We start from the raw sequence: 26,828 nt of genomic DNA on the forward strand, positions 1-26,828 counted from the left end.
TAAAAAATTTTAAAATTTTCAAGGAAATTTATGTTTGAATGGATATTTAGTATTGATGCTTGGATTACTTTAGCTACTTTAAGCGCTCTTGAAATTGTACTAGGGATAGATAATATCATTTTTTTAGCTATTTTAGTAAGCAAACTACCCCATGAACATCGTGATAAAGGACGTATCTTAGGTTTAGCTTTTGCAATGATTACAAGAATTTTACTTCTTTTATCTCTTTTTTGGGTAATGAAACTTGTAACACCTTTGTTTAGTGTATTGGGCAATGAAATTTCAGGAAGAGATCTAGTGCTTTTACTAGGTGGGATTTTCTTGATTGTAAAGTCTATTAAAGAAATTAAAGAACAAATTTCTCATCAAGAAGAAGGCCAAAGTCATTTTAAAGCAAGCAATAAACTTTGGATAGTTGTGACCGAAATTGCTGTGATTGACATAGTGTTTTCACTTGATAGTGTTATTACCGCAGTAGGAATTGCTCAAGATGTAACCATCATGATTATCGCTGTTATTATCGCAGTAGCTGTGATGCTTTTTGCTTCTAAACCTATAGCAGATTTTGTTGAAAAATATCCAAGCATTAAAATTTTAGCCTTAGCTTTTTTGGTGCTAATAGGCGTAGTTTTAGTTGCTGAAAGTTTTGATATTCATATTGATAAGGCATATATTTATACCGCTATGGCTTTTGCTTTAGTGGTGCAAATTTTAAATATTTTAGATCAAAGAAAGGAAAAAAATGGCTAAAGACGCTAATGGAATAGAACTTAACACAGGTGATAGCGTGAGTGTAATAAAAGATCTTAAAGTTAAAGGTGCAAGCACAACTTTAAAACGTGGAACTACTATAAAAAATATTAAGCTCACTTCTAAAGAAAGTGAAATTGAAGCTAGAGTAGATAAATTTGGCGTTATTGTTTTAAAAACTGAATTTTTAAAGAAAATCTAGGCAAAGAATGTGCGAATCTTACTTGTTTTAAGAGGGAATTATTACGCAGGACAAGAAGAATTTATCAAAAATAATAAACTTCAAAATTATACACTTGATTTAAATGCTTTGCGTCTTTTATCAGGAAGCGTCAAAAATATAGTCAGTGAATATAAAATTTTAAATGTTAAAAATGATGAAGATTTGAGTAAAATTTTACTCAAACTTCTAGAAATGCGTATGCAAAAAGGTGAGTTTTGCATCATAAACGCTTACAACGAAACATTAAAAATTTATAAAGACTTAGCGAAACAATATCGCTATAAAATATATGTTATTGTTTTTGATAGCTCTTTAAAACAATGTCAAGAAAAAAATCTTTTAGAAGCTAAAAAAAATGGATATATCATCCCTTATGCTCTTTTGGAAAAAACTCAAGATTTGCTCAAAAAAAATCCAAAAAAATACCCAATTTTAGACTCAAGAGACTGGAAAAAATGTCTTTACCAAATGCCAAATTTAAGCAAATACAAAAAAATTCATCATATAGGAGATTTACAAGGTTGCTATAGTGTTTTAAAAGAATACATTAAAACAATCAAAGAAGATGAATTTTATATATTTTTGGGAGATTATATCAACAGAGGTATAGAAAATGGCAAAGTAATAAAATTTCTTTTAAAAATTTGCGAAAAAGAAAACGTATGCTTATTAGAAGGAAATCACGAAAGACATCTTATAAAATGGGCTAATGGAGAATTGTCAAATTCCAAAGAATTTAATGAAAATACTTTAAAGGATTTTAGGAAAGAAAAACTTACTCCAAGAGATGCTAGAAAACTCTATCCTCATCTAAAAGAATGTTTATACTACAAATTCCAAAATAAATTCATATTTTGTTCACATGGAGGAGTAAATTTTATACCCTCCAAACCTGAAAAAATAAGTTTTATACCAAGCCATGACTTTATTTATGGTGTAGGTGGATATGAAGACAGTCAAAAAGTAGCAAATCAATTTTGTAATTTCACCTCGGACAATCTTTATCAAATCTTTGGACACAGAAATAAAGAAAAACTTCCTATGAAAATAGCCAAAAGAGTATTTTTATGCGAGGGTAAAATAGATGATGGTGGATATTTACGCGTAGTTACACTAGATGAAAAAGGTTTTGAGTGTATAGAAATTAAAAACCAAATTTACAAAAAGAAATAAGCCTAAAGAGGCTTATTCTTCATCTTTATTTGTTTTTTTAACCACCTTAACACGCTCTATAGAATTCCCATCCATTTTTTTAACTTCATAGTAACAAAGTTCATCTTCAATGCGATCTCCTACCATAGGCAAGCGTCCTAAAAGATTAAATACATAACCACCTATAGTAACTTGTTCTAAATCCTCATCATAGTTTATTACAAGCATTTCTTCAACAGTTTCTATATCGCATCGTCCTTGAAATTCATAGATATTTTCAGCAAGTTTTTTATAGCTGTCTTCTTCATGCTCGCTTTTAATTTCGCCAATAATTTCTTCCATGATATCTTCCATGGTTAAAATTCCAGCAGTTCCACCATACTCATCAACTACTAATGCAGTATGAGAGCGTTCTTTATTCATCATTACAAGTACTTTTGAAATGCTGATATTTTCAGGAACCAAAATCAAAGGTTTAACAAAAGTATCTAAATTTTGACTTTTATGGTTTAATTCATTTTGTATTATATCTCGTATGTGTATCATACCTAAAATAGTATCTTTAGAACCATCAATATAAGGAAAGCGAGTATGTTTATGCTCACAAATGATTTGCATATTTTCTTCGTAACTTTTTTGTTTATTTAGACAAATCATATCTTTTCTAGGAGTCATAATCTCTTTAGCAACAGTATCTGAAAAATCAACAGCATTGCGTATGATCTCTGTTTCAAATTCATCTAAAACTCCACCTTTTTGACTCTCACTTGCTATGATTTTAATTTCTTCTTCGCTATGAGTTAGCTCGCTTTCTTTAGCAGGTTTTATTCCAAAAAGTTTCAAACTTATAGCTGCTAAAAAATCGAAAATTTTAATACAAGGCAAAAAAAGCATCCAAAACCAATGAAGCGGTCTAGCTATAAATAAAACCGCTTTATCTGCAACTGCAATAGCTATACTTTTCGGCACAAGTTCTCCTAAAACCACATGTAAAAGAGTAATAATGCTAAAAGCAATAATGAAAGCTATAGTATGGATAATAACAGTGCTAAAACCAAGATTAATAAGCGGAATTTCTAGCATTTTTGCAATAGCAGGCTCACCTATCCAACCAAGAGCTAGAGAACTTAAAGTAATTCCTAATTGACAAGCACTAAGATACGTATCAAGCCTTGAAGTAACCTCCAAAGCTTTCTTGGCACCAGCTTTTTTTTCTTTTACCATCTCTTCAAGCTTGGAACGACGTACTTTAACAATACTAAATTCAGACAAAACAAAAAAACCATTTAAAAACACTAGAGCAAGTGCAACAACAACCATAAGCATAGAATATCCTGCATCAAAAGATGCTGTAGAAGTTTGGTTTAAATCCAAAACCTGACTGGGGTCCAATGAAGCTCCTTAAGAAATAAAATATTATTGAACCTTATTATACACAATTAAAAGTAAAATTTTTGCTTAAAAGACTCTTTTAATTAAACTTTAATTTTTGCTATAGTTTAATTAAAATTATGAAAATACTAAAAATTTTAATTATTTTTTGCGCCCTATTAACCTTAGCTATCGTTTATGCTCCACAACCTATAACTCCTTTACTTTCTAATTATTTTAATGTGAGTTTGCATCAAATTTCTTGGGTGATTAGTATCACACTCATTCCTTTGGCTGTAGCTCCTTTAATTTATGGATATTTGCTTGAAATTTTTTCCTTAAAAAAAAATTCTTATTTTTTCTTTGTTTATGTGTGCATTTTTTGGAATCATCGGAAATTTAAGCAATAATTTTTATTTTTTTCTTTTCTTTAGATTTTTACAAGCTCTTTGCATACCTGCTATACTTACAGCACTTCTTACCTTACTTAGTCGTTTAGAAAATGAAAATATACAAAAAAATATAGCAATTTATGTAGGTGCTACAACTTTTGGAGGTTTTGTCGGTAGAGTGTTTGGGAGCTTTTTAAGTGATCTTTTTTCTTGGCATTTTGCTTTAAATTTTTTTGCTATTTTAATGCTTTGTTCTGGTTTTTTGTTTTTATTTTTTAAAGAACACTGCACCAATTTAAATACGCAAATTTCACTAAAAGATTTTTTACCTTTTATTAAAGAGGTTAAATTTATAGTGATTTTATCCTGTGTTTTTATCATCTTTTTTTCCTTTCAAAGCATAGTAAGTTTTTTACCTTTCCATTTAAAAGAAAGTGTAGCCAATATAACACAAACACAAATTGGACTTGTTTATTTGGGCTTTTTAACAGGAGTTATTAGCTCCCTACTTATAGGAAAAACTATAGCTTTTTTTGGTTCAAAAATTCGTACAGCCATTTTTGGTTTTGTTGTTTTTATTACAGGTTGTTTTTGTATGTTAATAAATAATTTTTACTTCACATTTTTTGCCATGTTTGTGTTTTGTAGCGGAATGTTTATCAGTCATTGCATATTTTCAGGACTTTTAAATTCATCTACCAATAAAAAAGGATTGGCAAATGGGCTATACTTAGCATTTTATTACAGTGGGGGTGCTATAGGTTCTGTATTACCAAGTTTTTATTATGAAAGTTTTGGCTGGGAATTTTTATGTATATTCACAGCCTCTTTGCTTTTTATTGCTTTACTTGTTTTTATCAAATTTAGATATTTTTATAGGCACTAATGTTCTTTATAAGCTATGTTTTTCTCAAATTCCTTTAAACGCTTATATATACTTCTAAGTTGAGTGATAGTTGTCCAGTTTGTGATAAAAACACTAAAAGAGCTTCGCACTTGATCAAAAGCATTATTAATCTGCATTACAATACCAAGTCCTATAGCTCCAGCAAAAAGCCCTGGTGCCATGATTAAAAATGGCACTATAACTATCATTTGCTCAAATAAAATGAGCCAAATATTAAAATATCCATAATGTAAAAAAAGTCTTTTATAGTTAAATTTAAGCCCTGTAAAAAGCTCTATCATAGTCTCATTTTTAGCGTATTCTTTGCGATTATCCTCAGCATAAACAAGCTCTTTTCTAAAAGCTGCTTCAGCTTTTTGATTGTTATATTCAAGTCCGGGAAGCTTAATACCTACAAACCATGACACAACCAAGCCTCCTAAAGAAATCAAAAGTGCAATATAAACAAGTAAACCATCAATGTTTTTTAAAAAATAAAAAGAAGAATTTTCGCTTAAATTTGCAAATAAAGCTTTACTCACAACATCACTTAAACTCCATAAAATCGGAATAAATGCTACAAGGGTCATCAAAGCTTTTATAAAACTAAGTCCTAAACTCTCTACGATTTTGGAAAAATTATAAGTATCTTCTTGAATTCTTTGCGAACTTCCTTCTATATTGTCATCTTTATTTTTCCAAAATTTTAAATAAGAAAAAGTCATAGCCTCACGCCACTTAAAAGCATAGACACTAGCAAAATAGATATTAATCGTAGCGATTAAAACATAAGGAATAGCAATAGCCAAAAAAACTAAAATCAAAGCATAAAAATCATTTGCTGAATAATTTAGCTTTTCAATCATAGCCCTAGAGTTGAAAAAATATTCTAATAAATTTTGATAATAATACAATGCGCCTTTATTGATAAAATTAGCTTTTTGGAAATTTTGCTCGGCTCTTTGATTAGCCTCTTGGATTAAAGTGGCATTATTTTCGAAATTAGTGTCTATTTTTTGTGTTAAATTTGAATCTAAAATTTCTATTTTAGGTTTTTGCAAGACATTATAAAAATCACTATACCATGAATTTATAGCAACATTAAGACTTGTTTGAATGAAAAGAAAAAATAAGAGTAAAAAAAGTCCTAAATAAGCCCATAAAGCCCATTTTTTACTTGCAAAAAATGAAGAAAACATGCTACCACCTTTTAAAAGAAAAATTTTAATCAACTTTATTTAATCAAGAGTTTATTAAAAACATAAATTTATCAACACATGTATCAAAAATAAATCTCTTTATTCTTTAAAGAAATATAAAAATATAAAGATTAGGTCATATTTACTTTTTAATATTAATATTTCTTATCAAAATATCTAAAAGGAATTAATGTCTATGAAAAAAATAATTTTATTTTTATTATGCATTGGCTTTGCTTTTGCTTGTTCTGAACATTCTCATACTGATTTTAAAGATCTCAATAAGACCGAGTATAATTCTCAATAAAGGATAAAATATGAAAAAAATCTTCTTTATGTTTTTAACAGCTGTTTCATTTTTAGGTGCTAGTGAGCTTAATATTTACTCAGCAAGACATTATGATGCTGATTTTGAAATCATAAAAAAATTCGAAGAAAAAACAGGCATTAAGGTCAATCATACTCAAGCTAAAGCTTCAGAACTTATTAAAAGGCTTTCTCTTGAAGGAAGTAATTCTCCTGCTGATATTTTCATCACAGCTGATATTTCAAATCTTACAGAAGCTAAAAATTTAGGACTTTTATCTCCTGTTTCATCAAAATATTTAGAAGAATTTATACCTGCTCATTTAAGAGATAAGGATAAAGAATGGTTTGCGATTACAAAAAGAGCAAGAATTATTGCTTACAATAAAAACTCAAATATCGACATTAGCAAAATGAAAAATTATGAAGATTTAGCAAAAGCTGAATTTAAAGGAGAAATTGTTATGAGAAGTGCTACAGCTCCTTATAGCAAAACTCTTTTAGCATCTATTATAGCTAATGACGGAAATAAAGAGGCTAAAGCATGGGCTAAAGGTGTGCTTGAAAATCTTGCGACAAATCCAAAGGGTGGAGATAGAGATCAAGCCAGACAAGTATTTGCAGGCAAAGCTAAATTTGCAGTTATGAATACTTATTATATAGGGCTTTTAAAGAATTCTAAAAATCCAAAAGATGTAGAAATTGGAAATTCTTTGGGTATTATTTTTCCTAATCAAGACAATAGAGGAACGCATATTAACATTAGCGGTATTGCCATGACAAAATCAAGTAAAAATCAAGATGCGGCTAAAAAATTTATGGAATTTATGTTAAGTCCTGAAATTCAAAAAATTCTTACTGATAGTAATTATGAATTTCCTATAAGAAATGATGTAGAATTAAGCCAAACTGTAAAAGATTTTGGAACTTTCAAAGAAGATCAAATCCCTGTGAGTAAGATAGCAGAAAATATTAAAGAAGCTGTTAAAATTTACGATGAAGTCGGTTTTAGATAATGTATAAATCCCTAAAATACTATAAACTCTGGGCAATTTTACTTGCCCTTTTTCTTGCTTTGCCTATTTTTGGTATTTTTGCTGAACTTTTTTATATTTTATTTCAAAATTTTAATGCAAGTGATTTAACCCAATTTTCATCTATTAAAGAAAATTTGAGTCATTTTTTTGATTATTTATTTTTAAAATTCATCAAAGATACTTTTATAATTAGCATGGGAGTATTGTGTTTGAGCTTGATTTTGGGTGTGAGTTCTGCTTATTTAATCGCAAATTATGATTTTTATTTCTGTAAAATTTTAGAAAAATTACTCATTTTACCCTTGGCTATACCTGCTTATATTTTAGCCTTTGTTTATGTAGGAATTATGGATTTTCAAGGATTTTTTCACGAAAATTTTGGCTTTAGGATAGATTTTTTCAATCATTATGGTGTTATTTTTGTTTTGTCTATTTCTTTATATCCTTATATTTATTTATTTGCTAAAACAGCTTTTAAAAGTGAAGCCAAAGAGGCTTATGAAGTAGTTAAAATCATGAAATATTCTGAATTTAGAATTTTTACACGCGTGGCACTTTTGAGTGCAAGACCTGCCATTTTTTCTGGAACTTTATTGGTTTTAATGGAAACTTTGAGTGATTATGGTGCAAGTGCTTATTTGGGAGTGGATACTTTTTCGGCTGGAATTTTTAAACTCTGGTATGATTTGAATGATTCTTATTCTTCTAGTGTTTTATCGGGTATTTTAATGCTTTTTGTATTTTTGATTATGTATGTGGATTTTTATTATAAAAATAAACATCATTATAGTTTTAATCAAAATTTAACTCTTTTTATCAAAAAAAGAAAATTAAATCCTATTAAACAAATTCTATCCTGTATTTATTGTTTTATGATTGCTTTTGTAGGTTTTATTTTACCTTTTATTTGGCTAGTTTATTGGGGGCTAAAAGATCATAAGCTTTTTGAATCACAATTTTATATTATCAGTTTTAAAACTATAATCTTAGCTTTAATCACTGCTTTAATTACCACTTTTTTAGCTTATTTTTTGATGTTTAGTTCTAGGATAGTTAAAAATCATTTTTTTAATTTATTTATTTTAAAAATAAGTTCTTTGGGTTATTCTATACCTGCTGCTGCTTTAGGAATTAGCATTATAGTGCTTTTTGTATTTTTGGATAAAATTTTTCACATGAGTTTATTGGGAAATTCTTTATTTGTTCTTATTTTTGCTTATATAATTCGTTTTTTAGCGAGTGCAATTTATTCTTTAGAAGGAGGATATAATAAAATTCATCTAAATATTGATGAGGCAAGTTTAAATTTAAGAACGAGTTATTTTATTTTATTTTTTAAAATTCACACACCTTTAATGAAACATTTTTTATTTTTGGCTTTTATTATTGTTTTTATTGATACGATTAAAGAACTTCCTTTAAGTAGAATTTTAGCACCTTTTGGCTTTGAAACTTTAAGTGTTAAAGCTTTCTGGTTTGCAAGTGATGAAAGAATTTATGATGCAGCTTTACCTTCCTTATTTATCGTTTTTCTTTCTTTAATGGTTGTTGTTTGGATGGATAAAATCACAAGGAAAGATGATGTTAGAAATTAAAAATTTATCTAAAAATTTTGGAAAAATACAAGCTTTAGAAAATATCAATCTTCATGTCAAAGAAGGAGAATTTTTAAGCATTTTAGGGGGTAGTGGAAGCGGAAAAAGCACGCTTTTAAGGATTATTGCTAAGCTTGAACAAGCTAGTTCTTATGATTTGTTTTCTTGCAAAGGTGAAGTGGCTTTGATGTTTCAAAATTATGCTTTATTTCCTCATTTAAATGTTGAAAAAAACATACTTTTTGCACTTTATGATAAAAAAGATAAAAATCAAATTTTAAATCATTTGCTTAAAACTTTTGAAATTGAAGATTTAAGATATAAAAAAATCGATGAAATTTCAGGAGGGCAAGCGCAAAGAGTGGCTTTTGCTAGAGCTATAGCAAGAGGATGTAAGCTTTTGCTTTTAGATGAACCTTTTTCTAATTTGGATCAAAATTTAAAACAAGATTTAAGAAGAGAATTGAAAAAAATGATAGAAAATCAAGGCATTACGGCTATTATGGTAACTCATGATATTGAAGATGCTTATTGTATGTCTGATCAAATCGCTTTTTTAGAAAAAGGAAAAATTTTAGCTCATGCAAATCCTAAAGAGCTTTATTTTAAGCCTGATTTTAAAAGTGCGCAAATTTTACCTGATTTAAATATCATAGAAGAAAAACTTGATTTAGAAGATGAATTTTTTGCTTGGATAGCTTCAAAAAATTATATTTTTGGTTATGCAGAGCTTAAAATAGGAAATCGTTTTGAGGCTAAAATTTTACAAAAAGAATTTTTAGGGGCTTTTTATAGACTTAAGTTAAGATATAAAAATATAGAATTTTTTATGTTATTAAGCTCAAATTATAACTTAGAAGAAAAAATAAATTTTGATATTATCAATTTTTAGCTAAAATTCCTAAAAATCTTTTAAGGACAAATTTCATGAAAAATCTTTTAATCATAGGCGCAGGTGGGGTAAGTCGTGTGGCTACTGTAAAATGCACAATGAATTCTGATACTTTTAGTAAAATTACTTTAGCTAGTAGAACAAAAAGCAAATGTGATGAAATCGCTGCTTTTATCAAAGAGCGTTTAGGGGTTCAAATTGAAACAGCGCAAATTGATGCTGATGATAGCAATGCAGTTGTAGAACTTATCAAGAAAACAGGAGCGCAAATTTTACTCAATGTTGCTTTGCCTTATCAAGATTTGAGTTTAATGGATGCTTGTATAAAAGCAGGGATTGATTATATAGATACGGCAAATTATGAACATCCTGATTTGGCTAAATTTGAATACAAAGAGCAATGGGCGAGAAATGATGAGTTTAAACAAGCAGGAATTTTAGGACTTTTAGGAAGTGGATTTGATCCTGGTGTAACTAATGTTTTTTGTGCTTATGCACAGCAAAATTTATTTGATGAAATTTCTTATATAGATATTTTAGATTGCAATGCAGGTGATCATGGCTATGCTTTTGCGACGAATTTTAACCCTGAAATCAATCTGCGTGAGGTTTCTGCTAAAGGGCGTTATTGGGAAAATGGCAAGTGGATAGAAACAGAACCGATGGAAATAAAAATGGAGTGGAATTATCCAGAAGTAGGAGTGAAAGATAGCTATTTGCTTTATCATGAAGAACTTGAAAGCTTGGTAAAAAATATCAAAGGTTTAAAAAGAATACGCTTTTTTATGACTTTTGGACAAAGTTATTTAACTCACATGAAATGTCTTGAAAATGTTGGAATGCTAGGGATTAAACCTGTGATACACCAAGGTAAAGAAATCATTCCTATAGAATTTTTAAAAACCTTGCTTCCTGATCCTGCAAGTTTAGGACCACGCACTAAAGGTTATACCAATATAGGTTGTGTGATTCGTGGTAAAAAAGATGGAAAAGACAAACAAGTTTATATTTATAATGTTTGCAATCACGAAGAATGCTATAAAGAAACTGGTGCACAAGCTGTGAGCTATACTACAGGTGTTCCCGCTATGATAGGCACGAAATTAATCGCTAAAGGAATTTGGCAAGGAAAAGGCGTATTTAATATGGAAGAATTTGACGCTAAGCCTTTTATGGAAGAGCTGAATTCTCAAGGACTTCCTTGGAAGATTATCGAAATGACTCCGAGTTTAGGGGAGTAAGTGCTAAAACACTTACTTTTGTCCTATATAAATAAAGTGCTCCACACTGCCTTCAAAATTATACAGATTAATTAATTCATAATCTCCCAAAAATAAATGTTTAAAAGGTTTAAAATCTTCTTTTAATTCTTCTATGTTTTTAATAAAGCGTATATATGAAGAACCACTCAATCTACCACTTGGACATCCTTTTGCTTCACATAAGCCATTATCCATAAGCTCTCCTCTTTCATACATACTATAGCCTTTATCACTCATCATGGTTGCAAATACAACAGCTTCTTCATTACATAGTTTATAAAATTCTTGCACAGTTTCTTTAAAAGCTTGTTTTGTAAGATAATATAAGCTTTGATTTGCAAATATAAAATCCATTTTTATATTGAAGAGTTTTTTAAAACTAGAATCAGGAGATATGATGTGAAAATTTTTAGAATCTAAGCAAGGATCTTTTTCCCAAACCTTTTTTAAACTAGAAACTATATCAATACCATAAGGCTCTATACCCCACCCCGGTTATATTTTTAAATACCTAGAATGCACTCCATTTCCACAACCAAAATCAAGCAATTTTCCACTTGTTTTGCTTAGTTTGTATTTTAAGATTCTCTCGTAAAATCTTATAACATGACCATCAGGATATTGAAGTCCATAACCTTCTTTGTCATATTTTTGAGTATATGCAGATAAAGAATTATCCATTTTTGCCCTTTTTGTGTAGAATTTTGACATTAAGCCAAAATTCATTCTAACACAAAAAGAATTAAAATTATTTTACAGGGTGAAGTTCGTTTGCATAAAAGCTAACTGATCCCATGCCTTCTTTTAAAGCCCATTCATAAGCTTTTGCAACAAATTCCCAATTAATATGAGCATAGAATTTCTCTAAATAAGCAGGGCGTGCATTGCGATGATCTACATAATAAGCATGTTCCCAAACATCTACAACAAGTAAAGGAACTTTATCTTCGGTAATTGGTGTAGCTGCATTTGAAGTACCTACAAATTCTAGTTTTTGATTTTTAGTATTATAAACTAACCAAAACCATCCTGAACCAAAAACTCCTGTAGCACCTTTGATGAATTCAGCTTTGAAATTTTCTAAAGATCCAAATTCTTTTTCTAGTGCCGCTTGTAAATTAGCATCTATACTTTGACATAAACCGCCACAACCACAGCCTGTACTTGGTTTAATGCAATCAAAATAAAAATCATGATTATAAACTTGAGCTGCGTTATTAAATACTCCCCCATTTGAAGTTTTGATAATACTTACAAGATCTTTGCCTACAAATTCAGTATCTTTAATAAGATTATTCAGATTTGTAACATAAGTATTGAGATGTTTTCCATGATGGTAATTAAAAGTTTCAGCACTCAAAAAATCACCAAAAGCATTGGTATCATAAGGTAATTTTCTTAATTCAAACATAATTTCTCCTTTGTTTTTAGTTTGATATTGAAAATATTACCATAATAATATTAAAAAGAGTAAAAATATCTTAAAAGCTCAGTGGGTAAAATTTCTATTTATTTAACCTAAATAAAATAAGATACATTTATAATATATTTTAATAATAATTTAAATATATATAAAAAAATTATATTTTTTTTGAAATATTTTTACAAAAAATATCTATTTGTTGATTTTTAATAATTACAATTAATTTGCAACTAAAAATTATTCATAAGGAGGAAAATATGAAAAAAGTTGTACTAATCTCAGCATTACTAGGTGCTTTCACAGCTAATGTTTTTGCAGCTAATACTCCAAGCGATGTGAATCAAACACATACAAAAGCTCATCATTCAAAAGCTAAAGCTGATAAAAAACATGAAGCTAAAACTCACAAAAAAACAAAAGAGCAAACACCAGCTCAATAATGCCCAGCCTTGATATAAGTCTATAATAGACTTATATCAAAAGCTATTCGTATTCTACAAAATAAATTATTAATATTTATTAAATTTTAATAGAAAAAATGAAAAAATCGTTATTTTAAAAGAAAAATTAAAAAGTGGTGACCCATACGAGACTCGAACTCGTGTTACCGCCGTGAAAGGGCGATGTCCTAACCGCTAGACGAATGGGCCACTTTTAAGGAATAAAAAATAAAAATGAAGTTGAATTATATATATTTATTTCTTAAAATTTAATTAAATATATCAAAATTATGTGATTTTTATCTTTGTTTGATTATAATTTCATCTTCAATTTTTTATAAAATTTTAGGATTTATTATGGATTTTTATAGTCTTATTTTTTTATCCTGTGCTTTAGGAATGGATGCTTTTGCTGTATCACTATGCAAAGGTTTTAGTGTTAAAAAACTACATTTAAAACATTATCTTATTGTTGGAATTTATTTTGGTGGATTTCAAGCCTTGATGCCAACTATTGGTTATTTTATAGGCATAACTTTTGCATCTTTTATTGCGAGTATTGATCATTGGATAGCTTTTATTTTACTTTCTTTAATAGGATTAAAAATGATCAAAGAGTCATTGGAAAATGAAAATTGCGATAGTAATGCCAACCAATTTGGCTTTAAAACCATGCTAGCTTTAGCAATTGCTACAAGTATCGATGCGCTAGCAGTTGGTGTGAGTTTTGCATTTTTAAATGTAAATTTATTATTAGCTATATTTTTAATAGGTATTATCACCTTCATTTTATGTATCATTGCTCTAAAAATAGGAAATAAATTTGGAATTTATCTTAAAAATAAAGCTGAACTTTTAGGCGGATTGGTTTTAATTATATTAGGAGTAAAAATTCTAATAGAACATTTATTTTTCGATTGAAAATTTCATTCTTAAAGTAGCTAAAGCTTTATCAAATTCCAAGGCTTTACTTTGAAATTTTTTATTAAAAGTTCTTTGTCTTTTGGCAAGTTGCGTAGTATGTATCGTGATTAAATTTTCAAGCTCTTTAAGGGAAATTTCTCCATCTAAATATTCTTTACACTCTTTCAAACCTATAGAATTTAATGCTTTAAGTTTATGATCAAATTTAGAAAAAAGAATTTTTGCTTCATCTAAAAGTCCATTATCAAGCATTTCTTTTGTTCTAGTTTGAATACGTTTTTTTAAAATTTCTTTATCCCACGCAAGCTCATAAATTTCTATATCTTTAAGCACCCCAGTTTTTTGTGTTCTTTTTAAAAATTCACTAGGAATTTCTCTTGTTTGTTCATAAATACCCAACCATTTTTTTAATCTATAAGTATCATTTTTTTCTATTTTATAGTTTGGATCAATATTTAATAAAAGAGCATAAATTTCATCGTTATTTAAAGAACTCTTTGACTCTAAGGTTTTTTCACTTAAACCATCTATCATAGTTTTTAAATAAAATCCAGTTCCACCTACTATAATTAGAGGTAAATTTCTAGCTAAAGCAAATTCTTTTGCTTCTTGATATTCTCTTATAAATAACTCAACATTAAAATGTTCATTTACACTCAATAAATTTACCCCAAAGTATTTTATACTCGCAAGATCATCTTGTGAAGGCTTGGCGCTTGCTATATTAATCTCTTTATAAACACAAAGACTATCAAGACTTAAAACAACAGCATCAAATTCTCTTGCTAAAGTATTGGCTATGTATGTTTTTCCACTCGCGGTTGTTCCTATTAATGCTATTTCAAAAAACATTTTAATATTTATCCTAAAATTTATAAAAATTTTAGTAAAATCATAGCAAAAATATTTTAAAGTAGAAAAATGAACACATTCTGGATAAAATTTAAAGATATTTTAGAACTTGTAGTATTTAAGCATTCTATTTTTGCTTTGCCTTTTTTATTTTCCTCTATGATTGTAGCATCAAAACTTGCAAATGACACTGCTTGGTTTGGTTTTAAGGCATTGATTTTAGGCATTATTTGTGCAGTGAGTGCAAGAAATTTTGCCATGGCTACAAATCGTTTAATGGACGAAGATATAGATAAGGATAATCCTCGTTGTGCAAATCGCCCTAATGTCAGTGGAAAAATAGGTAGAAAAAGCGTTTGGATTTTTATTATTATTAATGCACTTATTTTTATATCATGTTCTTATTTTATTAATACCTTGGCTTTTTATTTGTCTTTTCCTGTGCTTTTGGTATTGGCTATTTATTCAGCTTTTAAACGCTTTAGTTCTTTAGCGCATTTAGTTTTAGGATTTTGTTTAGGACTTGCGCCTATTGCAGGAAGTGTTATAATTATGGGTGAAATTCACATTTATAGCGTTATTTTATGTTTAGCTGTAACTTTTTGGACAGCTGGGTTTGATCTGCTTTATTCTTTACAAGATATGGAGTATGATAAAAAAATAGGACTTCACTCTATTCCTGCTAAATTTGGTTCAAAGGCTACTTTATTTATATCAGCTTTTTGCCATATTTTAGCGGTATTATTTTGGCTTCTTTTTGTGTGGGAAGTTTGGGGTGTAGCACTTGGAAAAATAGCACTTATTGGGGTAATTATAAGCGGTATTATTTTAGCCTTAGAGCATAGGATTGTCCATAAAAATTTTGCTCATATTGATAGAGCATTTTTTACTCTAAATGGTTATTTAAGTATTATCTTTTTTATTTTTATTTGGATTGATTTATTATGGAATTAACACTTTTTAAAGCAGGATTTGAAGCTCATTTAGAATGTTGTGAAATAGAAAATAACCATTTTCTTGGAGAATACTTAAAACTTGGAGCAATTTCTCAAATTTTAAAATGGAAAAAACTTGCTTTACGCATTGATTTTGACGAGGGTGAAAAAATTATTTTTGATCTTCTTTTAAGTCTAAAAGAAGATATTTTAAGACTTGAAAATTCTTTAGATAAAAATAAAGAACTTATACCACTTAAGCAAAAAGGGGTAATAGAATCTTTAAATTTTGAGTATCTAAATTTTTTGGATACTATTTTAGAAGAAGATAAAGAATATTATTTAAGATTTGATTTAAATAATCAAAAAATAGCTATTTTTATCAAAGCTCAAAGTCAAACATTGGCAAAAATTATCAAAATTAAGCCCGAAGACAAAATGGCTTTTGATGCTTTTGTTGTTGAAATCCAAAGAAATATGATAAGAAATAAGAAAGGCCAAGAATGAGTGATGATGTACTTTATTTAGTTTTTATAATTGTGCTTTTAATTGCAATGCTAGCCTACATGAATATCAAAGAAAGAGAAAATAATGCAAAAATAGCAAAACTTCAAAATGTGATAGAAGATATTACCAAAGAACTTCATTATTTTCGTAAAGAATTAGGAGTTAAAGATGATAGCGAAGAGGATGAAGACTATAAAACCTCTCTTTTAAAAGAAGAAATTATGATTGAACTTGATAAACAAATCAGTTCAAAAATCACTCCTGTTTTAAGAACACTAAAAACTATGGAACATATCATAGAAGATTTTCAAAATGAACAACAAAATCGTCTTTTAAATTTGGAACAAAAAGCACAAAGCATGGCTAAACTTACACCAAATTACGATACAGAAGAACAAAAAATAGAAAATCTTTTCAAAGAAGGAAAAAGCATAGAACAAATCGCTAAAGATTTACGTATTGGCACTGGAAATGTAGAACTTGTCTTAAAATTTAAGAAATTAATAAAATAGAATGGAAAATAAATGCTTATAGATCAATTCGGTAGAAAGATAAATTATCTTAGAATTTCAGTTACACAAAGATGTAACTTTCGCTGCCTTTATTGTATGCCAAAAATTCCTTTCGATTATCAGCCAAAAGAAAATTTATTAAGCTTCGAAGAACTTTTTTTATTTGTTAAAGCAGCTATAGACGAAGGAATTGAAAAAATCCGTATAACAGGTGGGGAACCTTTATTAAGAAAAGATTTAAGTATTTTTATAAAAATGATTAACGATTATAAAAGCGATATTGACCTTGCTATAACTACAAATGGATTTTTACTAAAAGACTTTGCTAAAGACCTAAAAAATGCTGGACTTAAACGACTTAATATTTCACTTGATACCTTAGATCACAAAAAAGCAAAAACTCTTGCGCAAAAAGATATATTAGATAGTGTTTTATCTGGAATTGATGAAGCTTTAAATCTAGATTTGAAAGTAAAACTTAATACTGTAGCTCTTAAAAATTTAAACGATGATGAACTGATATCTCTTTTGGAATTTGCAAAATCAAAAAAAGCTCAAATTCGCTTTATAGAATTTATGGAAAATACTCATGCTTATGGTAAATTACAAGGATTAAAAAGAGATGAAATTATACAAATTTTGAGTCAAAAATATCAAATTCAACTTATAAAAAAAGATGAAAAAGCACCTGTGAGTATTTACAAGGCAGATGATTATGAATTTGGAATTATAGATCCTCATAGCCATGAATTTTGCGATTCTTGCAATCGCATACGCTTAAGTGCTGAAGGCTTGTTAATACCTTGTCTTTATTTTGATGAAGCATTAAGCATAAAAGAAGCGGTTCGAAAAGGTGATATTAAAGCCGCTGTAGAAATATTACAAGAAGTATTAAGAAATAAACCAGAAAAAAATAAATGGAGTGTTGTTGATAATGAAACCTCATCTCGTGCTTTTTATCAAACTGGAGGTTAATTTTGCAACTTGTTGAAAGTTTCTTAAGCATTCAAGGAGAAGGTAAATATAATGGAAAATTAGCTATTTTTATGCGTTTTGCTGGTTGTAATTTCAACTGTTTAGGTTTTAATGTAAAAATATCAAAAAACGATAAAACTCTCATTGGATGTGACACGATAAGAGCTGTTTTCACAAAAGATTTTAAAGAAAGTTATGAAACTTTAAATGCTAATGAACTTTTAAAAAGAGTGATAAAATTAAAACAAGACTTTAATCCTATAGTTGTTATCACAGGTGGAGAGCCATTAATCCATTATGAAAATCCTGAATTTATAGAATTTATCCAAATGTTATTAAAAAATAAATTCGAAATACACTTTGAAAGCAATGGAAGCATAGAAATTGATTTTGATAGATATCCTTTTTACAAAGAATGTATTTTTGCTTTAAGCGTTAAACTCCAAAATAGTGGGATAAAAAAAGATAAACGATTAAATTTTAAAGCTTTAAAAGCATTTAAAAATTACGCAAAAGATAGTTTTTATAAATTTGTTTTAGATGCCAATACCCTTGATAATTCATTTTTAGAAATCAATGAAATTCTAAAAGAAGCTCCAAATCAAATTTTTTGTATGCCTATGGGTGAAAATGAGCAAAACCTTAAAAAAAATGCTCAAAAAATTGCTGAATTTTGTATTAAGAATGGTTATAATTATTCTGATAGAATTCATATTCGTCTTTGGAACGATAAAGAGGGTGTATGATTATAAGAAAATTATTTGAATTTGAAAACGCACACATTGTTAGATTTTGTTCTTCTAAGCGTTGCAAAAGTAGTATTCATGGACATTCTTACAAAGTTGAAGTTTTACTTGAAAGCAAATATTTAGATAATGCTGGAATGGTCTATGATTTTGGACTTTTAAAAACCTATATACGCCAAATTATTGATAGTTTTGATCATGCTATCACTCTTTTTAAATATGATGACGCAAAATATTTAGAAGAAATGAAAAAATATTCAAGTCGTTGGATTTGCCTGCCTGTTAATGTAAGTGCTGAAAATTTTTGTCGTGTATTTTTCATACTTATAGATGCTTTATTAAAACAAACGAAAATGGTAAATGGAGAACAAGGAGTGACTTTACAAAGCATCATTGTTCATGAAACAAGAACAGGCTATGCACAAGGTTTTAGAGAAGATGCCTATAGTGAGTTAATGCCAAAAATTTCACTTCAAGACATAGAATTTTCCAATGGCATTAAAGTAGAATGGAATGATATAGATTTTTATAACAAATTAAAAAATGAAGAAATTTTTATAAATCCAAAGGAGATTTAATGCAAAAAGCTAAAATTTTAATTGCCTTAAGTTTTTTTTTATTAGTTTTATCTGCCTGTTCTAATGATGAAAAAAATATTTCTAAGACCCAAAATACAGATCAAGAAGTAGTCCAAATAGAACAAAATGATGAAAAAACAGAATTAAGCGACTCCAACCTGCCTTTACCTGTAGATGATGAAGCACAAAGTTCAGATGATGAACATGAAGCCAATCCTACTATTATCAACTCTTTATATAAACAAAAATGCGCCACTTGTCATGGAGAAAAAGGAGAATTAAAACCCAAAAACAGCACGGCCATTAAAACCTTGGGCAATAAAATTTTTATACAAAAAATAAAAACGATAAAAGATAAAAACCATAGTTTTTTAAGTGATGAACAAATTCAAAATTTATCTGATTTTATAAACAAAGGAAAATAATGGATCAAAGTTACGAATTCTTTTTAGCTTTACATCTTTATAGTCTTTATGCGAGTGGTTTTTTAATGCTTTTTTATCTTATACTAACACAAGGAAATTTTAAAACCGAATTCATTTTTATTCGCAGAATACGATTATTTTTACCAATTTATTATTTATTTTTAGCTTTGATTATTTTTACAGGTTGTTTGTTATCAGCAATGAAACAATTTCAAATGAATGTCAATATCTGGGTAATGATTTTTTCTTGGATCTTAATTTTTGCCTTAGCAATTTTTCACTTTGTTTGTTTTAAAAAAGCAAGAAGATTTAGAAAATATGCCACTTTTAGATGGATTAGTTGTTTGATTTTACCTTTTGAAATTTTTTTATTATTTTTGCCTTTTTTAATAGAAAGATATCTATAAAATGCAATTTTTGTATAACAAGCAAGCTGGAGAAGAGTTTATACAACTTCAAGGTGAAAACTTTAACCATTTAAAAGTAAGAAGAGTAAAGGAAAATTCGGAGCTAAATCTTAGAAATTTACAAGATAATTTTCTTTACAACTATACAATCACAAATTTAACAAGAAATTCTTGCACTTTAAAATTTTTAAACAAAAAATCACAAAATATAAAACAAAGTGAATTAAACTTAGCCTTAGCCATTATAGATATTAAAATTTTAGAAAAAACTCTACCTTTCTTAAATGAACTTGGAGTAAAAAAGTTACATTTGGTTTTTACAAATTTTTCACAAAGAAATTTTAAAATCGATTTAGAAAGATTTGAAAAAATCATTATTTCTTCTTGTGAACAATGCGGTAGAAATACTAAAATGGATTTAATTATCCACCAAAGCACTCAAGAATTTGTTCAAAAATTTCCAAATGCAATTATGGTTGATTTTCAAGGAGAGCAACAAAGTCATTTCGATGAAAAAGAATTGTATTTTATAGGTCCTGAAGGTGGATTTAACAATGATGAGAGATTATTGTTTAACCGAAAAATCTCTCTTAAAAGCTCTAATATTCTAAAAAGTCAAACAGCTATCATAGCTATAGCTTCAAAAATTTTGCTTTAACTTTTCTTAAATTAATCTCTTTTTTATGTTAAATAATTTATAATCACAGTTTATTGTTTTAATTTTTAAGGAAAACTAATGAAAAAAGAAATTCACCCAGAATATGTAGAATGCAAAGTAAGTTGTGCTTGTGGAAATACTTTTACAACAAAGTCAAACAAAGCAGAATTAAGAGTAGATATTTGTTCAAATTGCCATCCTTTTTTTACAGGCAGTGAAAAAATTGTAGATGCTGCAGGTCGTGTAGAGAAATTTAAGAAAAAATACGCAATGCAATAATTATGCTTTATTTTATTCCTACTCCCATAGGAAATTTAAGCGATATTTCTTTTAGAGCCTTAGAACTTTTAAAGACTTGCGATCTTGTGATTTGTGAAGATACAAGAGTAAGTAAGTCTTTGATTTCGTTATTAAATACCAAATTTCACACTGATATACATATTTCTAAATTTATAGCCTTACACTCCCATAATGAAAAAGAAGTTTTAGCGAGTATTGATTTAAAGATATTTGAAAAAAATGTAGTTTATTTAAGCGATGCAGGAATGCCAGGGATTAGTGATCCTGGCAAGACTTTGGTAGAATTTGCACAAGAAAATAATATCGCCTATGAAATTTTACCAGGTGCAAATGCAGCCTTAGTTGCTCTTGTAAGCTCGGCATTTTGTCAAAAAGAATTTATCTTTATCGGTTTTTTAGCAAATAAAGGCAAAGAAAGACAAAAAGATATAGAAAAAATTTTAAATCTTCCTTATCCAAGTATTATTTACGAATCCCCTAAGCGTATTTTATCTTTAGTAGAACAAATTATGATTCTAGACAGCCAAAGAGAAATTTTTTTGATTAAAGAAATCAGTAAAAAATTTGAAAAAAAATTTAAAGGCAATGCTAAAGAGCTTTTTGAAATTTTAAAAAAGTCTAATTTAAACGGTGAATGGGTTGTAGTACTACAATCAAAAGAACAAAATTTTTTGCAAAATACTCTTTGTGAAAAAGATATTATGGATTTAGAGCTGCCTTTAAAAGCAAAAGCAAAATTATTATCAAAGATCAATGGAAAAAATGCAAAAGAAATTTATCAAAAACTGCTTTTAAGTCAAGATTAGGTAAAATTTTAATATGATAGTTTATGGGAAGCAAATATTTTTTTATATTTTAGAATATCATAAAGACTGTATCAATGAGCTTTATTTAGCAAAAGAATGTGATAAAACTACTTTTTCCAAAATCGCAAAATCAGGTTTTAAAATCAAAAAACTTGATTTTAAAACTGCTCAAGCTTATGCGAAAGGTGGAAATCATCAAGGTTTTTTGCTAGATATTAAAGAAAGTTCTTTTGCAAATTTAAATGAGATCAAAAAAAATGATTTTATTGTTATGCTTTATGGAATTAGTGATGTAGGAAATATAGGGGCTATCACGCGTACAGCTTATGCTTTAGGGGTTGGGGCTTTAATTTTTATTGGTGAAAAATTAGCCATGGAAGGAGTAATTCGCACAAGTAGCGGAGCGGCTCTTGATTTACCTATTGCAATAAGCAACGATGCTTTAAGTGTAATAAACGAACTAAAACAAGTAGGTTTTTATTTTTATGCGAGCGATGGCTCGGGAAAAGAAATTCACAGTGTAAAAATAAGCAATGGTAAAAAAGTTTTAGTTTTGGGTAGTGAGGGTTTTGGTTTAAGCTCTAAAATTATAAAAAAATGCGATGAATGTGTAGGCATTGCGATGAAAAATAATTTTGATAGTCTTAATGTCAGCGCTGCTTTTGCAATACTTTGCGATAGGATGTTAAATGCTTAATTGGAAAAAAATACAAGAATTAAATTTAAAAGAAGTTGCAGCAAAAACGCAAATTGAACTTGATTTTCTTGAAGCTTTAGTAGAAAAGAATTTTGCTGTTTTAAGTCGTTTTAATGTTAAAGGTTTTGTTAAAATTTTAAGCAGAGAATACGAACTCGACTTTAGTGATTTTAACGAAGAGTATGAAGCTTATCTTAACGAAAACAATCCTACTCCACAAACAAAATCAAAAATGATAACCCCAAAACTAGATGCTTATAGTCAAAAATCCTCTAACGCTTGGCCTTTTTTGATTGTTCTTATTGTTTTAGTGATTATAGGAAGTGGAATTTATTATTTTGATACACTTAAAACTTTTTTCAAAGATGAACAAAATAATACTAGTGCAACAGTTATAGACATAATAGGACAAGCACAAGAAAATTTAAAATCTTTAAGTGGAAACAATGTTGTTGTTATAGACAACAATAAAGCACAAGAAACAAATCAAACAGAGAGCGTTTTACCAAGCCAAAACACCTCATTACAAGAAAATGATAAAAACATAAGCATAGAAAATAATATCAGTGAAAATAACACAACTCTACTCGATGAAGAAAAAAATACCCAAATCCAAGAAGACACAAATACACTAAAAACTGATTCTTTAAAAGAAGCACATTTTAAAACCTCTACCAAGATTTGGATAGGTTTGATAGATTTAAAAAGCCTTAAAAAAACAAGCTTTGTTAAAGAAAAAGATTTTAATATTTCTTTAGATAAAGATCAGTTAATTTTAACAGGGGCTGCAGCTTTAACAATGTTTGATCAAGAAAATAAAGAACAAAAATTTCCTGTAGGAATTTCAAAACGTTTCTTGATTAAAGATGGAAAAATTACAAGTATTTCAGCTGCTGAATTTGTAAAATTAAATAAAGGTAAAGAATGGTAAAAAAAATTATTATTCTTACTCTTTGGGTTAATATATCTTTTGCAATCTCAAGTCTTGAATTAGCAAAAAATTTAGTAAACAATCCTAGTAAAAATTCTCAACTAGAATTATTATTCTCAAATAATTCTTACATAGATAATAATGGAAATTGTGATATTGCAAAAATATCTCAAATATTAAAAACCAATTCTTTAATTGCCTTAACACTATCAAATCCTCAAAGTCTAAAACTAAATTTTAAAGCAAAAGCTGATGAAGTTATGTTTTTTAAAATTTTATCCGATGTTTTAACAGATGCCGGATATATATATTTTATCCCTACAGATTTGATTTTAAGAGAAGGAAATATTGACTATACCATACAAGTAGAATCTCAATATGTTTTAGATCCTGGAACGCTTTACAATCTCTTAAAAGAAAATTCTGTCTATATAGATAATATTAAGCGCATTGGGGCATATGACTATGAATATGATTTAAATTTTTCCAATGCTGTATTAAAAACCAATACAAATATTAATTTAAATACTCCAAAATCATTAGAAAAACCCCTTAAAGACTATGTGCTTGATTTAAAAAATGCTACAAATTTGATTATTGATGCAAATGATTTAGACAATTGGTTTCCTAAAATCTTCTTTTTAGATAAAAATCTGAATCTAATTAAAGCAGTAAAAAGCGAAAATAAAAATAATCATTTTTCAGAACTTATTCCAAATGGTGCTATATATGCTATTGTAAGCGATATGTATAGTTTAGATAATATACGCAGGGGTTTAAAAATCACACTTAAAAAATAAAGGATTAAGAAATGTTTGATGAAATCCGTTTTAATACCATAGAAAGACTTCCAAATTATGTTTTCGCAGAAGTAAATGCGATAAAAATGGCAGCAAGACGTGCTGGAGAGGATATCATCGACTTTTCAATGGGAAATCCCGATGGTAAAACTCCACAACACATTATAGATAAACTTTGTGAAAGTGCTAACAAAGATAAAACCTCGGGATATTCTACATCCATGGGGATTTATAAACTTCGCTTAGCAATTTGTAATTGGTATAAAAGAAAATATAATGTCAACCTAGATCCTGAAAATGAAGTTGTAGCTACTATGGGTTCAAAAGAGGGTTTTGTAAATCTTGCAAGAGCGATTATAAATCCTGGAGATGTTGCTATTGTGCCAACTCCTGCTTATCCTATACATACTCAAGCTTTTATTATAGCAGGAGGTAATGTAGCAAAAATGCCTTTAGCTTATAATGAAAAATTTGAGCTTGATGAAAATCAATTTTTTGAAAATTTACATAAAACTTTAAATGAAAGCATCCCGCGTCCAAAATATGTCGTTGTTAATTTCCCGCATAATCCAACAACAGTAACTTGTGAGAAAAGTTTTTATGAAAGATTGATAGCAACGGCAAAAAAAGAAAGATTTTATATTATTTCAGATATTGCTTATGCAGATTTAACTTATGATGACTATAAAACTCCTTCTATTTTGGAAATTGAAGGCGCAAAAGATGTAGCGGTAGAAACTTACACTCTTTCAAAATCTTACAATATGGCAGGCTGGCGCGTGGGTTTTGTAGTAGGAAATAAACGCTTAGTCAGTGCGCTTAAAAAAATAAAATCTTGGTTTGATTATGGTATGTACACACCTATTCAAGTAGCAGCTACCATAGCTTTAGATGGAGATCAAACTTGTGTAGATGAAATCCGTGCAACTTATGATAAAAGAATGCACATTTTACTTGAAGCTTTTGAAAATGCAGGCTGGAAACTTCAAAAACCAAGAGCAAGTATGTTTGTTTGGGCAAAACTCCCTGAAAGCAAAAGACATTTAAAAAGTTTAGAATTTTCAAAGCAACTTTTACAGCGTGCTAGTGTTGCAGTAAGTCCTGGAGTAGGTTTTGGCGAAGCAGGTGATAAGTATGTAAGAATTGCTTTAATTGAAAATGAAAATCGCATACGCCAAGCTGCACGTAATATCAAAAAATATTTAAAAGAGTAAGTTATGAAAGTAGCGATTCTTGGTTATGGCACTGTTGGAAGTGCGGTGGTTAAATTTCTTTTAGAAAATGATAAACTTATTCGTGCAAGATGTGGGCAAAGCATAACTCCTGTGATCGCTCTTGCTAGAAGTCCTAAAAAAAATGCTTTAATTCCAATTACTCATAGCGTTGCAGAAATTTTAAATGCTAATGTAGATGTTTTTGTAGAATTAATGGGTGGGGTGGATGAAGCTTTTAAAATAGTGAGTGAAATTTTAAAAAAGAAAAAAGCTGTTGTTACTGCAAATAAAGCTATGCTTGCTTATCATCGTTATGAACTTGAAAATTTGGCTAAAAATTTAGCTTTTGGTTATGAAGCAAGTGTGGCTGGAGGAATTCCTATTATCAAGGTTTTAAAAGAAGGTTTAAGTGCAAATAATATTTTGGCTATAAAAGGGATTTTAAATGGTACGAGTAATTATATTTTAAGTTCTATGAGTCAAAAAAATATGAGTTTTAAACAAGCCTTACAAATAGCTCAAAATTTAGGTTATGCAGAAGCTGATCCAACTTTTGACATAGAAGGACAAGATGCAGCTCACAAACTGCTTGTTTTATCAAGTATCGCTTATAATCTTAAAGCTAAACCTGAAGATATTTTGATCGAGGGTATTAGCGAAATTGCGCCTGAAGATATGTATTTTGCTAATGAGTTTGAATTTACCATAAAACTTTTAGGTATAGCTAAGGTGCGTGAAAATAAAGTAGAATTAAGAGTGCATCCCACTATGATAGATAAAGAAAAAATGCTTGCAAAAGTTGATGGAGTGATGAATGCTATAAGCATTAATGGAGATTTGCTGGGTGAAAGTTTGTATTATGGAGCAGGAGCAGGAGGAGAGGCTACTGCAAGTGCTGTGATTTCAGATCTTATGGATATAGCAAGAGATCAGGTAAAAGCACCAATGCTTGGTTTTGTGAATACTTTAGAATACAAGCTTTTAAGCAAAGATGAAATTTATACAAAATATTATTTAAGGGTGAAAGTTGAAGATAAAATAGGAGTTTTATCTAAAATCACACAATTGATGAGTGAAAATAATATTTCTATCGATAGTTTTTTACAAAAACCTAAAAAAAATGATGAAAATTACAGCACTTTGTTTTTTACTACACATTTAACTTATGAAAAAAGCATACAAAATTTGCTTGAAATTTTACGCAAACAAGATTTTATAAAAACCAAGCCTTTTATGATGCGTATAGAATAATGGGTTTAAAAGCTTATTTAGATGGAATTTTAGGTGAAGATAAGGCTTGTAAATTTTTAAAAAAACAGGGCTTTGAAATTTTAAAAAGAAATTTCCATTCTAAATTTGGAGAAATCGATATAATAGCCAAAAAAGATGAAATTTTACATTTTATAGAGGTTAAATTTACTCAAGATGATTATGAAGTTTCCGAGCGTTTGGATAGAAAAAAACTTGAAAAAATTTTAAAAACTATAGAATTTTATCATCTTAAAAATGGAATTTCATCGGATTTTCAGATTGATCTGATTTGCATTAAAAATGATGTGATACAATTTTGCGAAAATATAAGTTTTTAAGCTGATATTTAAAAAAATAAAATACAATTAGACAAAAATTAAAG

The 26,828-nt window shown here is 28.5% G+C and carries 32 protein-coding genes, 1 tRNA gene and 2 pseudogenes; 28 read left to right on the plus strand and 7 right to left on the minus strand.

Going from position 1 to position 26,828, the window contains the following annotated elements; genetic code table 11:
• Window positions 1-30: 30 nt before the first annotated feature.
• From BGS40_RS00675 to BGS40_RS00685, 3 genes are read left to right on the plus strand one after another with little or no spacing between them, the layout of a single operon-like run.
• Window positions 31-750, plus strand: a complete 720-nt coding sequence (locus tag BGS40_RS00675) for a TerC family protein (protein ID WP_096738226.1) — start codon at window positions 31-33, stop codon at window positions 748-750.
• Complete coding sequence (locus tag BGS40_RS00680) at window positions 743-952, plus strand: alkylphosphonate utilization protein (RefSeq protein ID WP_052794263.1); 210 nt, start codon at window positions 743-745, stop codon at window positions 950-952. The genes BGS40_RS00675 and BGS40_RS00680 overlap by 8 nt, the downstream gene beginning before the upstream one ends.
• Window positions 953-961: 9 nt before the next feature.
• Window positions 962-2,146, plus strand: a complete 1,185-nt coding sequence (locus BGS40_RS00685) for a metallophosphoesterase (protein ID WP_096738227.1) — start codon at window positions 962-964, stop codon at window positions 2,144-2,146.
• Window positions 2,147-2,158: 12 nt separating this feature from the next.
• Here the strand turns inward: BGS40_RS00685 and BGS40_RS00690 are convergent, their stop codons facing one another.
• Window positions 2,159-3,517: a hemolysin family protein gene (locus BGS40_RS00690; RefSeq protein ID WP_002869507.1), complete on the minus strand. Its 1,359-nt coding sequence runs from the start codon at window positions 3,515-3,517 to the stop codon at window positions 2,159-2,161.
• A 125-nt stretch (window positions 3,518-3,642) separates the two neighbouring features.
• Between BGS40_RS00690 and BGS40_RS00695 the strand changes: the two are divergent.
• Window positions 3,643-4,774: pseudogene (locus tag BGS40_RS00695) on the plus strand (MFS transporter).
• Here the strand turns inward: BGS40_RS00695 and BGS40_RS00700 are convergent.
• A complete protein-coding gene (locus BGS40_RS00700; RefSeq protein ID WP_087704683.1) occupies window positions 4,771-5,973 on the minus strand; it encodes a putative transporter in 1,203 nt (400 codons plus the stop codon). The pseudogene BGS40_RS00695 and the gene BGS40_RS00700 overlap by 4 nt on opposite strands.
• Before the next feature lie 190 nt (window positions 5,974-6,163).
• Between BGS40_RS00700 and BGS40_RS00705 the strand changes: the two are divergent.
• The 5 genes and pseudogenes from BGS40_RS00705 (at window position 6,164) to BGS40_RS00725 (ending at window position 11,044) form a co-directional block, all read left to right on the plus strand.
• Window positions 6,164-6,294, plus strand: a pseudogene (locus BGS40_RS00705) (hypothetical protein).
• The gene (locus BGS40_RS00710) at window positions 6,291-7,295 is read left to right on the plus strand and encodes a Fe(3+) ABC transporter substrate-binding protein (protein WP_070306468.1); all 1,005 of its coding nucleotides are present in this window, start codon (window positions 6,291-6,293) and stop codon (window positions 7,293-7,295) included. Before BGS40_RS00705 ends, BGS40_RS00710 begins: the two are co-directional and overlap by 4 nt.
• Complete coding sequence (locus BGS40_RS00715) at window positions 7,295-8,911, plus strand: ABC transporter permease (protein ID WP_096738228.1); 1,617 nt, start codon at window positions 7,295-7,297, stop codon at window positions 8,909-8,911. The genes BGS40_RS00710 and BGS40_RS00715 overlap by 1 nt, the downstream gene beginning before the upstream one ends.
• Complete coding sequence (locus BGS40_RS00720) at window positions 8,895-9,803, plus strand: ABC transporter ATP-binding protein (protein WP_072223564.1); 909 nt, start codon at window positions 8,895-8,897, stop codon at window positions 9,801-9,803. Before BGS40_RS00715 ends, BGS40_RS00720 begins: the two co-directional genes overlap by 17 nt.
• A gap of 35 nt (window positions 9,804-9,838) precedes the next feature.
• The gene (locus tag BGS40_RS00725) at window positions 9,839-11,044 is read left to right on the plus strand and encodes a saccharopine dehydrogenase family protein (RefSeq protein ID WP_096738229.1); all 1,206 of its coding nucleotides are present in this window, start codon (window positions 9,839-9,841) and stop codon (window positions 11,042-11,044) included.
• Between the two features lie 12 nt (window positions 11,045-11,056).
• On the opposite strand, the gene BGS40_RS00730 is transcribed toward BGS40_RS00725, so the two are convergent.
• The 3 genes from BGS40_RS00730 to sodB all read right to left on the minus strand — a co-directional run bounded on the left by BGS40_RS00730 (window position 11,057) and on the right by sodB (window position 12,476).
• Window positions 11,057-11,419 (minus strand): hypothetical protein, encoded by a 363-nt coding sequence (locus BGS40_RS00730; RefSeq protein WP_096738230.1) that lies wholly within the window; start codon window positions 11,417-11,419, stop codon window positions 11,057-11,059.
• A 141-nt stretch (window positions 11,420-11,560) separates the two neighbouring features.
• Window positions 11,561-11,746, minus strand: a complete 186-nt coding sequence (locus tag BGS40_RS00735; RefSeq protein WP_087691761.1) for a hypothetical protein — start codon at window positions 11,744-11,746, stop codon at window positions 11,561-11,563.
• A 67-nt stretch (window positions 11,747-11,813) separates the two neighbouring features.
• Window positions 11,814-12,476 carry a superoxide dismutase [Fe] gene (gene sodB / locus BGS40_RS00740; RefSeq protein ID WP_096738231.1) on the minus strand — a complete coding sequence of 221 codons (663 nt, stop codon included), beginning with the start codon at window positions 12,474-12,476 and terminating at the stop codon, window positions 11,814-11,816.
• Window positions 12,477-12,745: 269 nt separating this feature from the next.
• On the opposite strand from sodB, the gene BGS40_RS00745 reads away from it, so the two are divergent.
• Window positions 12,746-12,928 (plus strand): hypothetical protein, encoded by a 183-nt coding sequence (locus BGS40_RS00745; protein WP_002878044.1) that lies wholly within the window; start codon window positions 12,746-12,748, stop codon window positions 12,926-12,928.
• Window positions 12,929-13,063: 135 nt separating this feature from the next.
• Here the strand turns inward: BGS40_RS00745 and BGS40_RS00750 are convergent.
• A tRNA-Glu gene (locus BGS40_RS00750) sits at window positions 13,064-13,138 on the minus strand.
• A gap of 147 nt (window positions 13,139-13,285) precedes the next feature.
• Between BGS40_RS00750 and BGS40_RS00755 the strand changes: the two genes are divergently transcribed.
• Window positions 13,286-13,849 (plus strand): manganese efflux pump MntP, encoded by a 564-nt coding sequence (locus BGS40_RS00755; protein WP_002851996.1) that lies wholly within the window; start codon window positions 13,286-13,288, stop codon window positions 13,847-13,849.
• On the opposite strand, the gene miaA is transcribed toward BGS40_RS00755, so the two are convergent.
• Window positions 13,835-14,704, minus strand: coding sequence for a tRNA (adenosine(37)-N6)-dimethylallyltransferase MiaA (miaA, locus tag BGS40_RS00760; RefSeq protein WP_002880834.1), 870 nt, complete (start codon window positions 14,702-14,704; stop codon window positions 13,835-13,837). The two genes, BGS40_RS00755 and miaA, sit on opposite strands and share 15 nt — an antisense overlap.
• Window positions 14,705-14,773: 69 nt before the next feature.
• On the opposite strand from miaA, the gene mqnP reads away from it, so the two are divergent.
• From mqnP to BGS40_RS00845, 17 genes are all read left to right on the plus strand, one after another.
• The gene (gene mqnP / locus BGS40_RS00765) at window positions 14,774-15,658 is read left to right on the plus strand and encodes a menaquinone biosynthesis prenyltransferase MqnP (protein ID WP_096738232.1); all 885 of its coding nucleotides are present in this window, start codon (window positions 14,774-14,776) and stop codon (window positions 15,656-15,658) included.
• Window positions 15,649-16,146, plus strand: coding sequence for a hypothetical protein (locus BGS40_RS00770; RefSeq protein WP_087704487.1), 498 nt, complete (start codon window positions 15,649-15,651; stop codon window positions 16,144-16,146). The genes mqnP and BGS40_RS00770 overlap by 10 nt, the downstream gene beginning before the upstream one ends.
• The gene (locus BGS40_RS00775) at window positions 16,143-16,658 is read left to right on the plus strand and encodes a DUF6115 domain-containing protein (protein ID WP_002851715.1); all 516 of its coding nucleotides are present in this window, start codon (window positions 16,143-16,145) and stop codon (window positions 16,656-16,658) included. Before BGS40_RS00770 ends, BGS40_RS00775 begins: the two co-directional genes overlap by 4 nt.
• A 12-nt stretch (window positions 16,659-16,670) precedes the next feature.
• Window positions 16,671-17,633 (plus strand): GTP 3',8-cyclase MoaA, encoded by a 963-nt coding sequence (moaA, locus tag BGS40_RS00780; RefSeq protein WP_002860653.1) that lies wholly within the window; start codon window positions 16,671-16,673, stop codon window positions 17,631-17,633.
• Window positions 17,634-17,635: 2 nt separating this feature from the next.
• The gene (locus BGS40_RS00785) at window positions 17,636-18,379 is read left to right on the plus strand and encodes a 7-carboxy-7-deazaguanine synthase QueE (protein ID WP_002880845.1); all 744 of its coding nucleotides are present in this window, start codon (window positions 17,636-17,638) and stop codon (window positions 18,377-18,379) included.
• On the plus strand, window positions 18,376-18,957 hold the full coding sequence (locus tag BGS40_RS00790) for a 6-pyruvoyl trahydropterin synthase family protein (protein ID WP_002851757.1): 582 nt from the start codon (window positions 18,376-18,378) through the stop codon (window positions 18,955-18,957). Before BGS40_RS00785 ends, BGS40_RS00790 begins: the two co-directional genes overlap by 4 nt.
• The gene (locus BGS40_RS00795) at window positions 18,957-19,382 is read left to right on the plus strand and encodes a c-type cytochrome (protein ID WP_052782224.1); all 426 of its coding nucleotides are present in this window, start codon (window positions 18,957-18,959) and stop codon (window positions 19,380-19,382) included. Before BGS40_RS00790 ends, BGS40_RS00795 begins: the two co-directional genes overlap by 1 nt.
• A complete protein-coding gene (locus BGS40_RS00800; RefSeq protein ID WP_002851635.1) occupies window positions 19,382-19,789 on the plus strand; it encodes a membrane protein in 408 nt (135 codons plus the stop codon). The genes BGS40_RS00795 and BGS40_RS00800 overlap by 1 nt, the downstream gene beginning before the upstream one ends.
• 1 nt (window position 19,790) lies before the next feature.
• Window positions 19,791-20,447, plus strand: coding sequence for a 16S rRNA (uracil(1498)-N(3))-methyltransferase (locus BGS40_RS00805; protein WP_002851903.1), 657 nt, complete (start codon window positions 19,791-19,793; stop codon window positions 20,445-20,447).
• A 78-nt stretch (window positions 20,448-20,525) separates the two neighbouring features.
• A complete protein-coding gene (gene rpmE, locus BGS40_RS00810) occupies window positions 20,526-20,726 on the plus strand; it encodes a 50S ribosomal protein L31 (RefSeq protein WP_002851603.1) in 201 nt (66 codons plus the stop codon).
• Between the two features lie 2 nt (window positions 20,727-20,728).
• Complete coding sequence (rsmI, locus tag BGS40_RS00815; RefSeq protein WP_087704486.1) at window positions 20,729-21,553, plus strand: 16S rRNA (cytidine(1402)-2'-O)-methyltransferase; 825 nt, start codon at window positions 20,729-20,731, stop codon at window positions 21,551-21,553.
• Between the two features lie 13 nt (window positions 21,554-21,566).
• Window positions 21,567-22,250, plus strand: coding sequence for a 23S rRNA (guanosine(2251)-2'-O)-methyltransferase RlmB (gene rlmB, locus BGS40_RS00820; protein WP_052798019.1), 684 nt, complete (start codon window positions 21,567-21,569; stop codon window positions 22,248-22,250).
• Window positions 22,243-23,181 (plus strand): membrane protein, encoded by a 939-nt coding sequence (locus BGS40_RS00825; RefSeq protein ID WP_002854357.1) that lies wholly within the window; start codon window positions 22,243-22,245, stop codon window positions 23,179-23,181. The genes rlmB and BGS40_RS00825 overlap by 8 nt, the downstream gene beginning before the upstream one ends.
• On the plus strand, window positions 23,175-23,981 hold the full coding sequence (locus tag BGS40_RS00830) for a hypothetical protein (RefSeq protein ID WP_087692001.1): 807 nt from the start codon (window positions 23,175-23,177) through the stop codon (window positions 23,979-23,981). Before BGS40_RS00825 ends, BGS40_RS00830 begins: the two co-directional genes overlap by 7 nt.
• 11 nt (window positions 23,982-23,992) lie before the next feature.
• On the plus strand, window positions 23,993-25,195 hold the full coding sequence (locus BGS40_RS00835; protein ID WP_087704485.1) for an LL-diaminopimelate aminotransferase: 1,203 nt from the start codon (window positions 23,993-23,995) through the stop codon (window positions 25,193-25,195).
• A 3-nt stretch (window positions 25,196-25,198) separates the two neighbouring features.
• Complete coding sequence (locus BGS40_RS00840; protein ID WP_085782121.1) at window positions 25,199-26,446, plus strand: homoserine dehydrogenase; 1,248 nt, start codon at window positions 25,199-25,201, stop codon at window positions 26,444-26,446.
• Window positions 26,446-26,784: a YraN family protein gene (locus BGS40_RS00845; protein ID WP_052798021.1), complete on the plus strand. Its 339-nt coding sequence runs from the start codon at window positions 26,446-26,448 to the stop codon at window positions 26,782-26,784. The genes BGS40_RS00840 and BGS40_RS00845 overlap by 1 nt, the downstream gene beginning before the upstream one ends.
• The last annotated feature ends 44 nt before the right edge of the window (window positions 26,785-26,828 follow it).

This window comes from Campylobacter sp. 107 (assembly GCF_002383835.1).
Taxonomy (GTDB): domain Bacteria; phylum Campylobacterota; class Campylobacteria; order Campylobacterales; family Campylobacteraceae; genus Campylobacter_D; species Campylobacter_D jejuni.

Coding starts and splice junctions, on each gene's coding strand:
- BGS40_RS00675 (WP_096738226.1), top strand. CDS start 31: ATGTTTGAATGGATATTTAGTATTGATGCTTGGATTACTTTAGCTACT.
- BGS40_RS00680 (WP_052794263.1), top strand. CDS start 743: ATGGCTAAAGACGCTAATGGAATAGAACTTAACACAGGTGATAGCGTG.
- BGS40_RS00700 (WP_087704683.1), bottom strand. CDS start 5,973: ATGTTTTCTTCATTTTTTGCAAGTAAAAAATGGGCTTTATGGGCTTAT.
- BGS40_RS00710 (WP_070306468.1), top strand. CDS start 6,291: ATGAAAAAAATCTTCTTTATGTTTTTAACAGCTGTTTCATTTTTAGGT.
- BGS40_RS00715 (WP_096738228.1), top strand. CDS start 7,295: ATGTATAAATCCCTAAAATACTATAAACTCTGGGCAATTTTACTTGCC.
- BGS40_RS00720 (WP_072223564.1), top strand. CDS start 8,895: ATGATGTTAGAAATTAAAAATTTATCTAAAAATTTTGGAAAAATACAA.
- BGS40_RS00725 (WP_096738229.1), top strand. CDS start 9,839: ATGAAAAATCTTTTAATCATAGGCGCAGGTGGGGTAAGTCGTGTGGCT.
- BGS40_RS00730 (WP_096738230.1), bottom strand. CDS start 11,419: ATGGATTTTATATTTGCAAATCAAAGCTTATATTATCTTACAAAACAA.
- BGS40_RS00735 (WP_087691761.1), bottom strand. CDS start 11,746: ATGGATAATTCTTTATCTGCATATACTCAAAAATATGACAAAGAAGGT.
- sodB (WP_096738231.1), bottom strand. CDS start 12,476: ATGTTTGAATTAAGAAAATTACCTTATGATACCAATGCTTTTGGTGAT.
- BGS40_RS00745 (WP_002878044.1), top strand. CDS start 12,746: ATGAAAAAAGTTGTACTAATCTCAGCATTACTAGGTGCTTTCACAGCT.
- BGS40_RS00755 (WP_002851996.1), top strand. CDS start 13,286: ATGGATTTTTATAGTCTTATTTTTTTATCCTGTGCTTTAGGAATGGAT.
- miaA (WP_002880834.1), bottom strand. CDS start 14,704: ATGTTTTTTGAAATAGCATTAATAGGAACAACCGCGAGTGGAAAAACA.
- mqnP (WP_096738232.1), top strand. CDS start 14,774: ATGAACACATTCTGGATAAAATTTAAAGATATTTTAGAACTTGTAGTA.
- BGS40_RS00770 (WP_087704487.1), top strand. CDS start 15,649: ATGGAATTAACACTTTTTAAAGCAGGATTTGAAGCTCATTTAGAATGT.
- BGS40_RS00775 (WP_002851715.1), top strand. CDS start 16,143: ATGAGTGATGATGTACTTTATTTAGTTTTTATAATTGTGCTTTTAATT.
- moaA (WP_002860653.1), top strand. CDS start 16,671: ATGCTTATAGATCAATTCGGTAGAAAGATAAATTATCTTAGAATTTCA.
- BGS40_RS00790 (WP_002851757.1), top strand. CDS start 18,376: ATGATTATAAGAAAATTATTTGAATTTGAAAACGCACACATTGTTAGA.
- BGS40_RS00795 (WP_052782224.1), top strand. CDS start 18,957: ATGCAAAAAGCTAAAATTTTAATTGCCTTAAGTTTTTTTTTATTAGTT.
- BGS40_RS00800 (WP_002851635.1), top strand. CDS start 19,382: ATGGATCAAAGTTACGAATTCTTTTTAGCTTTACATCTTTATAGTCTT.
- BGS40_RS00805 (WP_002851903.1), top strand. CDS start 19,791: ATGCAATTTTTGTATAACAAGCAAGCTGGAGAAGAGTTTATACAACTT.
- rpmE (WP_002851603.1), top strand. CDS start 20,526: ATGAAAAAAGAAATTCACCCAGAATATGTAGAATGCAAAGTAAGTTGT.
- rsmI (WP_087704486.1), top strand. CDS start 20,729: ATGCTTTATTTTATTCCTACTCCCATAGGAAATTTAAGCGATATTTCT.
- rlmB (WP_052798019.1), top strand. CDS start 21,567: ATGATAGTTTATGGGAAGCAAATATTTTTTTATATTTTAGAATATCAT.
- BGS40_RS00825 (WP_002854357.1), top strand. CDS start 22,243: ATGCTTAATTGGAAAAAAATACAAGAATTAAATTTAAAAGAAGTTGCA.
- BGS40_RS00830 (WP_087692001.1), top strand. CDS start 23,175: ATGGTAAAAAAAATTATTATTCTTACTCTTTGGGTTAATATATCTTTT.
- BGS40_RS00835 (WP_087704485.1), top strand. CDS start 23,993: ATGTTTGATGAAATCCGTTTTAATACCATAGAAAGACTTCCAAATTAT.
- BGS40_RS00840 (WP_085782121.1), top strand. CDS start 25,199: ATGAAAGTAGCGATTCTTGGTTATGGCACTGTTGGAAGTGCGGTGGTT.
- BGS40_RS00845 (WP_052798021.1), top strand. CDS start 26,446: ATGGGTTTAAAAGCTTATTTAGATGGAATTTTAGGTGAAGATAAGGCT.